The organism is Microbacterium sp. SZ1, assembly GCF_002362255.1.
Lineage (GTDB): Bacteria > Actinomycetota > Actinomycetes > Actinomycetales > Microbacteriaceae > Microbacterium.
In genome coordinates this window covers 198,105-211,544 of the sequence record NZ_LPVV01000012.1, presented here as the reverse complement: position 1 = coordinate 211,544, position 13,440 = coordinate 198,105, and the positions used below count along the sequence as shown (strand labels likewise).

Genomic DNA, 13,440 nt, shown 5'->3' with positions numbered 1-13,440 from the left:
CGTAGGCCCCGCGCCGGCATCCACCGATTCCTCACCCGAGAAGGAACTCAGCCATGTCACATCAGAACAGCGGCCTGCCCGAGCCGGGCGTCGCGCAGACCGAGATCGCGCTCCCTGCGACGAGCGGCATCGAGGTGAAGTCCATCGACTGGGTGCCGCTGACCGAGCGCACCGGGACCCCGTCGAGCCTGTTCTCGCTGTGGTTCATGTCGAACGCCAACCTCACGACCCTGGCGACGGGGATGGTGGGCGTCGCAATGGGCGCGAACTTCCTCGTGTCGGTCCTCGCGATCGTGCTGGGCGTGTGCGTCGGCACGGTGTTCACGGCCTTCCACTCCGCACAGGGTCCGCAGCTGGGGCTGCCGCAGATGATCCAGTCCCGCGCCCAGTTCGGCTACCGCGGGGTCGCGATCGTGTGCCTCGTCGTGGTCGCGAGCATCGTCGGCTTCAACATCTTCAATCAGCTGCTCGCAGGGCAAGTGCTCACGACGACGACCGGCGTGGACGCGGGCGCGTGGTGGTATGTGCTCATCACTGCTCTCGCGCTGACCCTTGCGATCGTCGGCTACCACTGGATCCACCGGGTGCAGAAGTGGCTGACCTGGCTGTTCCTCGCCACGTTCGGCGTCTTCACCGTGGTCGCGATCTTCGTGCTGCCCCTGCCTGCCGCGGACTTCTCGTTCGCGGAGATGAACTGGCCGGCGTTCCTCGTGCAGTTCGCGGCGGCCGCGGCCTACGCGCTCGGCTGGGCGCCGTACGTCTCCGACTACTCGCGGTACCTCCCTCCGCAGACCAGTCCGAGCAGGGCGCTCTTCCACACGGCGTCCGGAGTCATCGTGGGCGCCGGCTGGCTCATGATCCTCGGCGCGTTCGTCGCCTCGCTGTTCACGGAGGCCGACCCCGTCGAGGCGATCGGCGCTGCCGCCGACGCGATCCTGCCGGGGCTGGGGCCGGTGCTGCTCTGGTCGGCGCTGCCCGCTCTGATCACCGTCATCACGATCAACATCTATGCCGCCAGCATCGAGCTCATCACGGTCGCCGACTCGTTCCGTCCCGTGCGACCGACGCGGATGACGCGCATCGTCGCGTGCTCCCTTGTGGGGCTCGGCGGACTGTTGGGCGCCGCGTTCTCGACGGGGGAGTTCCTCGACTCCTTCGGCAGCTTCCTCGTGGTGCTGCTGTACGTGCTCGTGCCGTGGACCTCGGTGAATCTCGTCGACTACTACCTCGTGCGTCGCGGGCGCTATGCGGTGGCGGAGATGTTCCGTCCGCACGGCCTCTACGGCGCATGGGGGTGGCGCGGCATCACCGCGTACGTCGTCGGCATCGTCGCGATGATCCCGTTCGTCGTCACGACCTGGTTCACCGGTCCGGTGGCGACGGCTATCGGCGGCATCGACATCGCCCTGTTCGTCGGCCTGATCGCCTCGGCGATCGCGTACGTCATCCTCGCGCGCGGCCTGGACCTGGATGCCGAGAGACGACTCGCTCAGGAGGAGGCGTATGCCGCCGGCATCCGCTCCGTGAGCTTCGGCGCCGACCGGGGCTGACGGAGCGGGGAAAGCGAAAGGCCCTCTGACCGGGATTTCTCCGGGCCAGAGGGCCTTCCATTTGTTGCGGGGACAGGATTTGAACCTGCGACCTCCGGGTTATGAGCCCGGCGAGCTACCGAACTGCTCCACCCCGCGGCACGAGGAATAACTTATCACGGATATCGGAGGTGCGCGAATCGAGGCCGACACCCCGGGCGTGTGGGGGAGGATGAGCACATGACCTCCGCCGCCGTGCCCGTCGCCGTCTGCCAGTTCGCGCCCACCGACTCCCGAGAGCGCAACCGCGAGCGCATCGCGGAGCTGACCGCGCAAGCGGCGGCCCGCGGCGCACGCCTCGTCGTCTTCCCCGAGTACTCGAGCTACTTCGTCGACCCGATGGACGAGTCGCTGGCCGCGAACGCCGAGACGCTGGACGGCGATTTCGTCTCGTCGCTGCGTGCCGCGGCGTCTGACCACGGCGTCGTCGTCGTCGCCGGGCTCGTCGAACAGGCGTCGGATGGCCAGCGCGTGCGCAACACGCTCGTCGCCGTCCGCGGCGACGGCATCCTCGCCACGTACCGCAAGCAGCACCTGTACGACGCGTTCGGGCAGAAGGAGTCGGACTGGGTGGAGGCGGGCGAGCTCGACGCGGCCGCGACCTTCGAGGTCGCCGGGATCCGCTTCGGGCTGATGACCTGCTACGACCTGAGGTTCCCCGAGGTGGCCCGCACCCTGGTCGACGACGGAGCGGACGCGCTCGTCGTCCCCGCCGAGTGGGTGCGCGGTCCCCTCAAGGAGCACCATTGGACGACGCTGCTCGCGGCCCGAGCCATCGAGAACACCGCCTACGTGATCTCCGCGGACCACCCCACGCCGATCGGAGTGGGGCACTCGCAGATCGTCGATCCGCAGGGGGTCGTGCTCGCGGGGGCAGGCACGACCGAGGACATCGCGGTGGCCACGGTCGAGGCTGCCTCGATCGAACGCGTCCGCGCCGCGAACCCGTCGCTGCGCGTGCGGCGCTACCGGGTGGTGCCCGCCTGAATCAGGCACCCGTGGACGAGAGACGTCAGAAGCCGGCGGAGAGCCTGGCCGCGGCCTCCTCCAAGACCTCGATGCGCTTGCAGGCCGCGAAGCGGACCAGTCCCGCGTAGTCGTCGCGGTGCTCCGGGGAGACGAACGCCGTGAGCGGGATCGCGACGACGCCGGCCCGCTCCGGCAGCGAGCGGCAGAAGGCCGCGGCATCGGCTCCGCCGAGCTCCGACGCGTCGGCCACCGTGAAGTAGCCGCCCTGCGGCGGGTGCACCGTGAAGCCCGCTGCGCGGAGCCCGGTGCCCAGGATCTCGTGCTTGTGGGCGAGTGTGCGCGCGGCACCCGTGAAGAAGTCGTCACCGAGGCGTAGCCCCACCGCCACCGCCGGCTGGAACGGAGAGCCGTTGACGTAGGTCAGATACTGCTTGACCGTGAGGACGGCGGTGATGAGCTCGGCAGGTCCGTGCACCCACCCGATCTTCCAGCCCGTCGCGGAGAACGTCTTACCTGCTGACGAGATCGTGAGAGTGCGCTCCGCCGCTCCGGGGAGGGTGGCTATCGGCATGTGCGGGGCGTGGAAGGACAGGTGCTCGTACACCTCGTCCGTCACGATGACCGCGTCGTGCTGCTCGGCGAGACGGACGACTTCCGCCAGCACGGACCGATCGAAGATCGTGCCGGTGGGGTTGTGCGGGTCGTTGACGAGGATGACGCGGGTCCGGTCGGTCACCGCGTGGGCCAGCTGCTCCAGATCCGGCTGGAAATCCGGTGCGCGGAGGGGGACGGTCCGCAGCCGCGCGCCCGCCAGAGCGACGGCGGCCGCGTAGGAGTCGTAGTAGGGCTCGAACACCACGACCTCGTCGTCGGGGCCGTCGATCAGCGCGAGCAGGGTCGCCGTGAGGGCCTCGGTCGCCCCGGCGGTCACGATGACCTCGCGCTGAGGATCCACCTCGAGCCCGTAGAATCGCCGCTGATGCTCGCTGATCGCGACGAGCAGGTCCGGGATGCCGCGACCAGGCGGGTACTGGTTCTCGCCGCGGGAGATCGCGGCTCTGGCCGCCTCGAGAACCTCGGCCGGACCGTCCTCATCGGGGAAGCCCTGACCCAGATTGATCGCGCCGGTTCGGGCCGCTGCCGCCGACATCTCTGCGAAGATCGTAGGTGCGACGGAACCGTCTGGTGCGAGCAGTCCGGCTCCTGCTGCCGTGCGCCGCCATGCGCCGGGGATGACACTCATGAACACCAGGCTAAGGCCATAGCGGAAACTCATCCTCGACATACGAAACGCACAGATACGAGGCGCACTCTGAAGGGGCGTTGTTGAAGGAGCACACACCATGAACGAAGACACCACCCCTGACCAGCCGGCACCCGCGTCGCACGACGCCGTGCCGTCCGCCCCGGCATCGTCCGACGTCGACCGTTCGACGACGGATGCCGTGATCCAGACCCCCGCCGGCGAGACGACCCCCGCCGCGCCCGCCTCCGGCGCCCCCGCCTCCGGCATTCCCGCCGCTCCCGGCCGCGGCCACGAGGTCCCCACGACGTTCACGTCGTCGCAGCCCGCGGCTCCGACCTTCGAGGCCCCGGCAGCGCACCTCGGCCAGGCGCCGACCGCGCCGCAGGCGCCCTACGGCGCGCCGACGCCGCAGGGTCCCTCTCACCAGGGCCCCTCTCACCAGGCGACCGCGACCGCCCCGGGCGCGGCATTCGGCCTCCACACCGCAGAGTCGATCCCGAGCACCGGGGGCCCCGCCGTCAAGACGAAGGAGAAGCCTCGCGCGGGCGTCAAGTTCGCCGCCCTCGTCGTCGCCGCGGCCCTCGTCGGCGGCGTCGCCGGGTTCGGCGGAGGCGCGATTCTCACCGGGATCTCCAACGAGAACACCACGGGGGTCGCCCAGGGACCCGACACCGTGACGGTCAACAACCCGGGGTCGGTGAACGAGACCACCGCTGTCGCCACGGCCGCACTGCCGTCGGTCGTGACCATCGAGGTCGCCGGTGCGAACGAGGCGGGAAGCGGCTCGGGCGTGATCATCAGCAAGGACGGCTACGTCCTCACCAACACGCACGTCGTGACGCTCGGGGGAGCCGTGGCCGACCCGACGATCCGCGTCACCACGTCGGACGGACGCATCTTCACGGCCACCGTCGTCGGCACCGACCCGATCTACGACCTCGCGGTCATCAAGCTGACCGACGCGGAGGACCTCACGCCCATCGACTTCGCCGATTCGTCGAAGCTCAACGTGGGCGACACGGCTGTGGCGCTCGGCGCGCCGCTCGGGCTGTCGAACTCGGTCACGACCGGCATCGTCAGCGCGCTCAACCGCAGCATCCAGATCCAGTCGTCCGCCCTTCCGGACTCGTCGTCTGAAGATGCCCCGCAGGAGCAGCAGTCGCCCGAGGAGGGCGACGGCCAGGGCCCGTTCCAGTTCGACCTCCCCGGCAACGGTTCGCAGCAGAGCTCGGAGAGCATCTCGATCGCCGTCATCCAGACGGACGCGGCGATCAACCACGGCAACTCGGGTGGCGCGCTCGTCAACAGCAAGGGCGAGCTGATCGGCATCAACGTGGCGATCGCCGGTTCGGGCAGCTCGGAGGAGTCCGGGTCGATCGGCATCGGCTTCGCGATCCCCTCGAACATCGCCCAGCGCGTCTCGGAGGAGATCATCGCCGACGGCGCCGCGACGCACGGCCTGCTCGGCGCGTCGGTCCGCGACGCCGCGAGCGCCGAGAACGCCTCGGTCTCCGGCGCCTACATCGCCGAGGTGACGGATGGGGGAGCCGCGGCCGCTGCCGGCCTCAAGGCCGACGACATCGTCACCGCGTTCAACGGGGTGCCGATCACGAGCGCCAACGACCTCACCGCGCAGGTCCGGGCCGCGGCCGCGGGCAGCGATGCCAAGGTCACGTACATCCGCGGCGGCAAGGAATACGAGATCGACGTGACGCTGGGAGAACTCGCCGGCTGACCCGCGACGCTCCTTCGCTCGCAGACAGGACGCCACCCCGCGATAGGCTCGCGGGGTGGCGTCCTTCTCGTTCGGATCCGGCAATGCGGCCAAGCTGCTCCGGATCCCGCTCTACCTCGTGGGGCGCATCGGCACCCTCCTCGTACCGCGAGGCGAGCGCTGGGTGTTCGGCTGCGGAGCGGGGGTCGGCGACGGCGCGCTCGCGCTCCAGCGGTTCGCGACCGCGCAGGGGCACGACACGCTGTGGCTGACCTCGTCTCAGCGGGAGGAGCGCGACGCCGCGGCGCTCGGCATCCGCACGATCCCGAAATCGGGCCTTCGCGGGTGGTGGGCGACCGCACGAGCCGGAGTCGTCGTGGTCACCCACGGGCTCGGCGACGTGAACCGCTACGCGAACTCCGGGGCCTTCGTCGTACAGCTCTGGCACGGCATCCCGCTCAAGCGCATCGGGCTCGACTCCCCGGCGACGACGCAGGTTCCCTCGGTCCCCGGGGCGCCGCTGCTGCGCACGCTGGTGGCATTCCTCTACCGACGCGCCGCGCAGCGCATCCAGGTTCTCCCGGCGGCGTCGCATCGGTCGCGCGGACGGCTCGAGTCGGCCTTCGGCCTCCCCGGTGATCGGGTCGTCGTCACGGGCGAGCCGCGAGTCGACGTGCTGTCGGCGGGGGAGCCAGCCGAGCGGCGGGCGACGGCATCCGCTCTTCTGCAGAGCACGGTCGGCGACCTGTCCGGAGCCCGCACCGTGCTGTACGCGCCGACCTGGCGCGACGGCGCCCCGGACCCGGCGGTGCCGACCCCCGAGCAGTGGACCCGGATCGTCCGTGCGCTCGAGGAGCGCGACGCCGTGCTCCTCGTGCGGTCGCACCCGCTGGGAGAAGGGCACTACAGCCCGCCGACGCCCACCGACCGGGTGCGGATGCTCGGCGCGACCGTCCTCGCCGACGTGGCCCCCGCTCTGCCCGCCGTCGACGTGCTCGTCACCGATTACTCATCCCTCGCCTACGACGTCGGGCTGCTCGGGATGCCGGTGGTCTACCTGGCGCCGGACGCCGAGGAGTACGCCGAGACGCGGGGCTTCTACGGCCGTTTCGAAGACGTCGCCGGTGACGACGCGGCTCGGGGCTGGGACGATGCGATCGCGCAGCTGACGACGCTCCTCGACGACGAGAGCGCCTTCCGGGCGAGGTCGGAGCGTTCCGCTACGCTCAGCGCGGAGATGCACGCCTTCCGCGACGGCGGCAACACCCGACGCGTGTACGACAGGATCCGTGCGCGGGGAGTCCCCGCGCCGAAGGGAGCAGCATGACCACCGCCCACATCGACGAGGCGGCGGAGGCCCTCGTGGTCGCGGGGACCGGGGAACGCCCGGCCGAGGCGACTCTCGTCGGACCCCGCGCACGCGTCGATGGCCGTGTCACCGGAGGCGGCAAGACCTGGAAGGCGACCTTCCCGCTCCGCGCCTCCCGGTGGGGCGGGGCCGAGCTGCCGCTGCCGTCCGGCGAGTACCGCATCCGCATCGCCGGTGTCGACCTCGACGATCTCGCCGTCGCACCCTGTCTCCTGCCCGGCCTCCGCATCGCGGTGGAGAAGTCGGTCGCACGGGTGGCCGCGCCCATCGACCCCGTGTACGAGACCGCGGAGGGGCAGTCCACGCTCGAGGGACGCTATGTCTCGCACTCCGGAGCGACCGAGAACGCGGTGTTCTTCGAGAGCTTCTACGGCCGGAGCGTCGGATGCAACCCGCGAGCGATCGATCGTGCGCTCGCCGCGCAGGCCCCGTCCGTGACGCGGTACTGGAGCGTCGTCGATCTGTCAGTGGCGGTGCCCGAGGGAGCGATCGCCGTCGTCGAGGGCAGCCCGGAGTGGTGGCGCGCCCGTGCCGCGGCGAGGCTGCTCGTCGTGAACGACTGGCTGCGGCGCCGGTTCGCGCGCAAGCCGGGTCAGCGGGTGCTGCAGACCTGGCACGGCACGCCCCTCAAACGGCTCGCGCTGCACCGGCCGGGGTTCGATCCGCGGCGCATGGCTGCGGTCGTCAAGGAGTCCCGCCGCTGGGACGTGCTGCTCGCGCAGAACACCTACGCCGAGCGGGTCCTCCGCAAGGCCTATGCGTTCTTCGGGCGTCCGATCTGGGTCGAGGGGTATCCGCGCAACGACGCGCTCGTCTCGGGTGACCCCGCCGCCATCCGTTCCGCGCTCGGCATCGGCGAGCAGGAGCACGTGCTGCTCTACGCCCCCACGTGGCGCGATGACCGCGCCGAGATGGTGGACTTCGTCGACCCGGAGCTGCTCGCGCGGCAGACCGACTCCGTCGTGCTCGTGCGCGGTCACTCGCGCACGATCGATACTGATCGCGATCGTGACGGAGCCCGCGTGATCGACGTCACCGGCTACCCCGAGACCTCGCAGCTGCTCCTCGCCGCCGATGCCCTCATCACCGACTACTCCTCGGTGATGTTCGATTACAGCGTCACGGGCAAGCCGATGTTCTTCCTCGTGCCGGACCTCGACCACTACCGCGGTCAGCTGCGCGGCTTCTACTTCGACCTCGAAGCGCGTGCCCCGGGCCCGCTGGTCCGCACGCAGGAGGAGCTCGTGGCCGCGCTCGCCGATGACGGTGTCGAGGCCGCCTACGCATCGCGCTACGCGGCCTGGCGCGCGCAGTTCAACAGCCGGGACGACGGTCACGCCGCTGAGCGCGTCGTCGCCCGCATCCTCGATCAGGGGTTCGTCACCCGCTGACGCGCGCTGCGGGGACGGGCGTCAGGGGAGTGGCGTGTTCCTGGTGCCCAGTCTCGACGCGTCGACGGTGTCGCGCGCGCCGCGCAGCACTCCACCGAGGAAGCCGATTCCCCAGGAGAGGTGCATGGTCGGCATCACGATGGCCGTCCACATCCGTTGACGCGGCCCGCCGCCGCCCGGGAGCGCGGCCACGGCCAGCACGAGCAGCACGTAGGCGAGCAGGGGCAGGTACAGCAGAGCGGAGAGCACCCAGGAGAGCGCCTGACCGACGACGCCCGTCACCTGCAGCCCGGCGAGAACGAGTGCCGCGGCGACGATGGCGACGAGAGCGGGCGGAGCGAAGAAACGGATGCCGTTGCGCCGCCCGAACCGACGGACGAGCTCGCCCCGCCACGCGCCGGTCGCACGGAACTGCCGCGCCAGGCGGATCCAGCTCTCCCGCGGCCAATACGTCACCGACAGCTGCGGATCGAACCATACGAGGTGTCCGGCCTGGCGGATGCGGAGGTTGAGTTCCCAGTCCTCTCCGCGGCGGATCGACTCGTCGAAGAAGCCGACCTCTTCGACCACGGCGCGGCGCATGACGCCGAGGTAGGCGGACTCTGCCTCGCCTTCCCGCGTTCCCCCGTGATAGGCGCCGCCGCCCAGGCCGACGGGGGAGTTGTACAGCCGCGCGACGGCCTTCTGGAACGGTGTACGGCCGTCGGCGTGCATGACGCCGCCGACGTTGGCGGCGCCGGTGCGCTGCAAGGTCGCGAGGGCGCGCGCGGCGTATCCCGGCGACAGCTCGGAGTGTGCGTCGACCCGGATGACGGTGTCGTAGCGGCTGGCGCGGATTGCGGCGTTGAGGCCGACGGGGATGTGCGCCTCCGGGTTGTCGACGAGGCGGATGCGGTCGTCGGCGGCGGCGAGACGCTTCGCCAGCTCGGTCGTGCCGTCGCTCGACGGGCCCAGTGCGAGCACGAGCTCGGCCGGCACCGCCAGCTCCTGCGAGAGCACCGAGCCGACGGCGTGCTCGAGATAGTCGCGTTCGTTCAGCACGGGCATGACGAACGACACCCCTGCCCCTGTGGCGTCGTCGTCTCTGTGTGGCACACCATGATCATGGCACGAGCGCTCGACCGTTCCCTGATGCGTCGCCGTTCGGGACTTCGGCAGGGCGGGGCGGGCCGACGCCACTCGGTATCCTGGAGGGATGGGTGCACTCTCCGACGCGAAGAAGGCCTACCGACTGCTCAAGCGCGCGCTCGCCTCCCGGAAGGCCGTGCAGAGGGTTCGGCGCCGGCTGGCCGAGCGCGACCCGCACCCGGCCGGCCACTACCAGGTGGCCGTGTACTTCGCCGACGGCGACGTGAACATGTACCAGATGCGCCAGTGGTACCGTCCGCTCGGCGAGCTCTCGAAGCGCTGGCCCGTCGTCGTCCTCTCTCGTGCGGCGACCGGCGCCGACAAGCTTCTGGACGAGGATGCCCCGCCCGTGGCCTTCGTTCCGACCGTGCGGGATCTGGAGCGCTTCGTCGCGACGCAGGACATCCGGGTTGTCCTCTACGTGAATCAGAACACTCGCAACTTCCAGATGTTCCGGTACGGGCGTCGCTGGCACGTGTTCATCAACCACGGCGAGTCCGACAAGATGTACATGACCACGAACCAGTACAAGGCGTACGACTACGCCCTGGTCGCCGGTCAGGCCGCCCGCGACAGGCTCGACCGCACGCTCTGGGACTACGACATCGATCGCCGGACCATCGAGATCGGGCGTCCGCAGGCCGACCACTACTCGGGTGACCTGCCGTACGCCGCCGACGACCGCACGGTGGTCCTGTACGCCCCGACCTGGGAGGGCGACCGCCCGAGCGCCCACTACGGCTCCATCGCCTCGCACGGCGAGGCCCTCACCGCCGCCGTGCTGGCGTCGAGGACGCACCGTCTCATCTACCGGCCCCATCCCCGGAGCGGTGTGGTCGACCCGGAGTACGGTGCGGCGCATCGTCGCATCCTGGCGGCCATCTCCGCCGCGAACAGCGCCGATCCCGGAGCCCAGCACGTCTACGACGACGGTGCGGAGCTCGGTTGGCAGCTCGCGGCGGCCGACGTCGCCGTGGTCGACATCTCCGCGATGGTCTACGACCGCCTGGCCGTGGGGAAGCCGCTGATGATCACGCGGCCCGCCGACGACCGCGCGGAGGTCGACACGAGCGGCTACCTCTCCGACTGCGAGTGGCTCGACGCGGATGCCGCGAGCGACATCCTCGGCCACGTGGAGCGGGTGCGTGCCGACGAGGCGGCGATCGCGCGTCTGCGCATGTGGGTGCAGCACTACTTCGGCGACACGACCCCCGGCGTCGCGACCGCGAAGTTCCACGCCGCCATCGAACGGCTCATGTCCGAGTGGGACGAGTGGCAGGCGCGGGAGATCGGTGTCGTCCGGGGTGACGAGGACGACGATGACGACGAGGCCGACGAGGAGCTCTGACCGTGGATTTGCAGCGCACTCGCGAGATAGCGTCACGCGTCGAAGAGCTCGATGAGGTCGGCTCGACCAACGCGGCGCTGCGGATGTTCGCGACGGATACCGACGGCTGGCCGCACCTGTCCGTGCTGCTGACCGAGAACCAGACCGCCGGGCGCGGCCGGCTCGACCGCACCTGGTCCGCTCCCGCCGGGACGGCGCTCGCCGCGTCGGTCGTGCTGCGTCGTCTCCCCGACATTCCGAGCGCGCGCGGCTGGATCCCGCTGGCGGCGGGTGCGGCGATGGTGGACGCGGTCGCCGCGCAGCTCGCCGACCACGCGGTCGCGGTGAAGTGGCCGAACGACGTGCTCGTCGACGGACGCAAGATCTGCGGCATCCTCGCCGAGGGCGCGGGCGACGCCGTGATCGTCGGGAGTGGCGTGAACACCGCGATGACGGAGGCCGAACTGCCCGTACCCACCGCGACGTCCTTCGCGGCCCTGGGGTCGACCGTCGATGTCGACCGCCTGCTCGCGACCTACCTCGAGCGGCTGTCGGCCTGGATCGATGCGCTCGCGGAGTCCGGTGACGCGGTGTCGAGCGGACTTCACGCCGCCGTCGTCGAGCGGTGCGTGACGATCGGTCTCGACGTGCGGGTCTCGCTGCCGGGGGACAGGTTCCTCGAGGGCAAGGCCGAGACGATCGACGAGGATGGGCGGCTCGTCGTCCGTGTCGGCGCTGACACCCATGCGGTGTCCGCGGGCGACGTCGTGCATGTCCGCCCAGCTCAGCGCTGACACGCGGAGTCACGGGAGAGCGGGATTGTCCGTGATCGCGGGCACAATGGAGGGGTGACCCAGCCCGTGACACTCGGCGGCCGGCCGACGATGCCGCCTCCCGGTGTGCCGTCGGAGGAACTGCTCATCGCGCGCTTCCGCGGTCACGCGCGCCGGTTGACCTGGTCGGCCCTCGTGCTCATCGGGGTCTTCGGCGGCACTGGGTACTTCTTCGACAACCTCCCCGAGCCGTTCGAGAACTGGATGCTGCTGAGCGCCGCGGGCGCTCTGACCCTACTGCTCGTCGTGATCCCGTGGATCGTCTGGTGGTCGCGCACCGTCACCGTGACGACGCGGCGGGTGATCGTGCACCACGGCATCGGCGCACGCAATCGACAGGAGATGTCGCACGCGCGGGGTTACACGATCGGCGTACGGCGCGGGGCCCTGCAGAGGCTGTGGGGAGCGGGAACCATCACGCTCTCGAACGGCGTCGACGCGCCGCTCCGACTCGCGAACGTGCCGAACGTCCGGCTGGTGCACGAGACGCTCGCCGACCAGATCGAGGTCAGCCAGATCCTCGCCCACCGCGACGCGCAGTCCGGGCAGGACGGTACCTCCGCCTTCTGAGCGGACCGCCCGCACCCGTGTGAATGAGGTCGCGCGGATGCGGAAGAATGGTCCCGACGAATGGAGGCGGCACATGGCGCTGCGCGTAGGCGTGATCGGTGGAGGCCAGCTGGCCAGGATGATGATCGCTCCGGCGGTCGAACTCGGACTCGACCTGCGGGTCCTCGCCGAGAACGAGGGCATGTCGGCCCAGCTCGCGGCCACGGCCGTCGGCGACTATCGCGACCTCGACACCGTCAGGGAGTTCGTCAAGGATGTCGATGTCGTCACGTTCGACCACGAGCACGTGCCGCAGGAGATCCTCCGTGCGCTCGTCGCCGAAGGGGTCGAGGTGCATCCAGGACCGGACGCTCTGCAGTTCGCGCAGGACAAGCTCGTGATGCGTTCGCGCCTCGCCGAACTGGGCGTGCCGCAGCCCGACTGGGCGCCCGCGCGCGACGCGGCCGAGCTCCAGGCCTTCCTCGACGCCCACGACGGGCGCGGCGTGGTCAAGACTCCGCGCGGCGGCTATGACGGCAAGGGCGTGCGCGTCGTACGTGCGGCGGACGAGGCGCAGGACTGGCTGGATGCTCTGGCGGACGGCGAGGCGCTGCTCGTGGAGGAGCTCGTCGGGTTCGTCCGCGAGCTCGCACAGCAGGTGGCGCGACGTCCGAGCGGCGACATGGTCGCCTATCCCGTCGTGGAGACCGTGCAGCGCGAAGGGGTGTGCGCCGAGGTGATCGCCCCCGCGCCGGCGGCCGCCGACCGCCTCGTGCGGGTGGCGGAGGGCATCGGGCGGAAGATCGCCGAAGGGCTCGGTGTCACCGGCATGCTCGCGGTCGAGCTCTTCGAGACCGATGATGAGCGGATCCTCGTGAACGAGCTCGCCATGCGCCCGCACAACAGCGGCCACTGGAGCCAGGACGGTGCCGTGACCGGTCAGTTCGAGCAGCACCTCCGGGCTGTCGCCGACCTGCCCCTCGGCGACCCGGGGCCCCGCTCGCCGTGGTCGGTCATGGTCAACATCCTCGGCGGCCCCCAGGAGGGCACGATCGGGGAGCGTTTCGCCGGAGCCATGATCGAGCACCCCTCGGCGAAGATCCACACCTATGGCAAGGACCCGCGTCCCGGCCGAAAGGTCGGCCACGTGAACGTGTCGGGCGACGACCTCGACGACGTCGTGTACGTCGCCAGGGCGGCGGCAGCCCACTTCGACTGAGGCGCAGTGGCTCGGTGTTCCTCGCGTGCCGTTCGGGGGATCTCCCAGCCGTAGACCGTAGCCTGAGTGGGTGACTGAGCCACTGCACTCCTCTGCCGCTCCACTG

11 protein-coding genes and 1 tRNA gene are annotated in these 13,440 nt (G+C 70.5%); 9 read left to right on the top strand and 3 right to left on the bottom strand.

Annotation, left to right across the window (positions count from 1 at the left end; translation table 11 throughout):
* The first annotated feature begins 53 nt into the window (after positions 1-53).
* Complete coding sequence (locus tag AUC47_RS08695; protein ID WP_096714804.1) at positions 54-1,550, top strand: purine-cytosine permease family protein; 1,497 nt, start codon at positions 54-56, stop codon at positions 1,548-1,550.
* 64 nt (positions 1,551-1,614) lie between these two features.
* Here the strand turns inward: AUC47_RS08695 and AUC47_RS08690 are convergent.
* Positions 1,615-1,688 (bottom strand) — tRNA-Met (locus tag AUC47_RS08690).
* Between the two features lie 81 nt (positions 1,689-1,769).
* Here AUC47_RS08690 and AUC47_RS08685 point away from each other — a divergent pair.
* Complete coding sequence (locus AUC47_RS08685; protein ID WP_096714803.1) at positions 1,770-2,576, top strand: carbon-nitrogen hydrolase family protein; 807 nt, start codon at positions 1,770-1,772, stop codon at positions 2,574-2,576.
* A gap of 25 nt (positions 2,577-2,601) precedes the next feature.
* Here AUC47_RS08685 and AUC47_RS08680 read toward each other — a convergent pair whose 3' ends face one another.
* Positions 2,602-3,801 (bottom strand): aminotransferase class I/II-fold pyridoxal phosphate-dependent enzyme, encoded by a 1,200-nt coding sequence (locus AUC47_RS08680; protein WP_096714869.1) that lies wholly within the window; start codon positions 3,799-3,801, stop codon positions 2,602-2,604.
* Positions 3,802-3,901: 100 nt separating this feature from the next.
* Here AUC47_RS08680 and AUC47_RS08675 point away from each other — a divergent pair, with 100 nt between their 5' ends.
* From AUC47_RS08675 to AUC47_RS08665, 3 genes are read left to right on the top strand one after another with little or no spacing between them, the layout of a single operon-like run.
* A complete protein-coding gene (locus AUC47_RS08675) occupies positions 3,902-5,539 on the top strand; it encodes a S1C family serine protease (RefSeq protein WP_179297567.1) in 1,638 nt (545 codons plus the stop codon).
* A gap of 55 nt (positions 5,540-5,594) precedes the next feature.
* Positions 5,595-6,845, top strand: coding sequence for a CDP-glycerol glycerophosphotransferase family protein (locus AUC47_RS08670; protein ID WP_096714802.1), 1,251 nt, complete (start codon positions 5,595-5,597; stop codon positions 6,843-6,845).
* Positions 6,842-8,278: a CDP-glycerol glycerophosphotransferase family protein gene (locus AUC47_RS08665; RefSeq protein WP_096714801.1), complete on the top strand. Its 1,437-nt coding sequence runs from the start codon at positions 6,842-6,844 to the stop codon at positions 8,276-8,278. The genes AUC47_RS08670 and AUC47_RS08665 overlap by 4 nt, the downstream gene beginning before the upstream one ends.
* A 21-nt stretch (positions 8,279-8,299) precedes the next feature.
* Here AUC47_RS08665 and AUC47_RS08660 read toward each other — a convergent pair whose 3' ends face one another.
* Positions 8,300-9,325 carry a glycosyltransferase gene (locus tag AUC47_RS08660; protein ID WP_096714867.1) on the bottom strand — a complete coding sequence of 342 codons (1,026 nt, stop codon included), beginning with the start codon at positions 9,323-9,325 and terminating at the stop codon, positions 8,300-8,302.
* A 148-nt stretch (positions 9,326-9,473) separates the two neighbouring features.
* Here AUC47_RS08660 and AUC47_RS08655 point away from each other — a divergent pair, with 148 nt between their 5' ends.
* The 4 genes from AUC47_RS08655 to AUC47_RS08640 all read left to right on the top strand — a co-directional run bounded on the left by AUC47_RS08655 (position 9,474) and on the right by AUC47_RS08640 (position 13,334).
* A complete protein-coding gene (locus tag AUC47_RS08655; RefSeq protein WP_096714800.1) occupies positions 9,474-10,754 on the top strand; it encodes a CDP-glycerol glycerophosphotransferase family protein in 1,281 nt (426 codons plus the stop codon).
* 2 nt (positions 10,755-10,756) lie between these two features.
* On the top strand, positions 10,757-11,527 hold the full coding sequence (locus AUC47_RS08650) for a biotin--[acetyl-CoA-carboxylase] ligase (protein ID WP_256999493.1): 771 nt from the start codon (positions 10,757-10,759) through the stop codon (positions 11,525-11,527).
* A 54-nt stretch (positions 11,528-11,581) separates the two neighbouring features.
* Positions 11,582-12,136: a PH domain-containing protein gene (locus AUC47_RS08645; protein ID WP_256999492.1), complete on the top strand. Its 555-nt coding sequence runs from the start codon at positions 11,582-11,584 to the stop codon at positions 12,134-12,136.
* Between the two features lie 73 nt (positions 12,137-12,209).
* On the top strand, positions 12,210-13,334 hold the full coding sequence (locus AUC47_RS08640; RefSeq protein ID WP_096714799.1) for a 5-(carboxyamino)imidazole ribonucleotide synthase: 1,125 nt from the start codon (positions 12,210-12,212) through the stop codon (positions 13,332-13,334).
* The last annotated feature ends 106 nt before the right edge of the window (positions 13,335-13,440 follow it).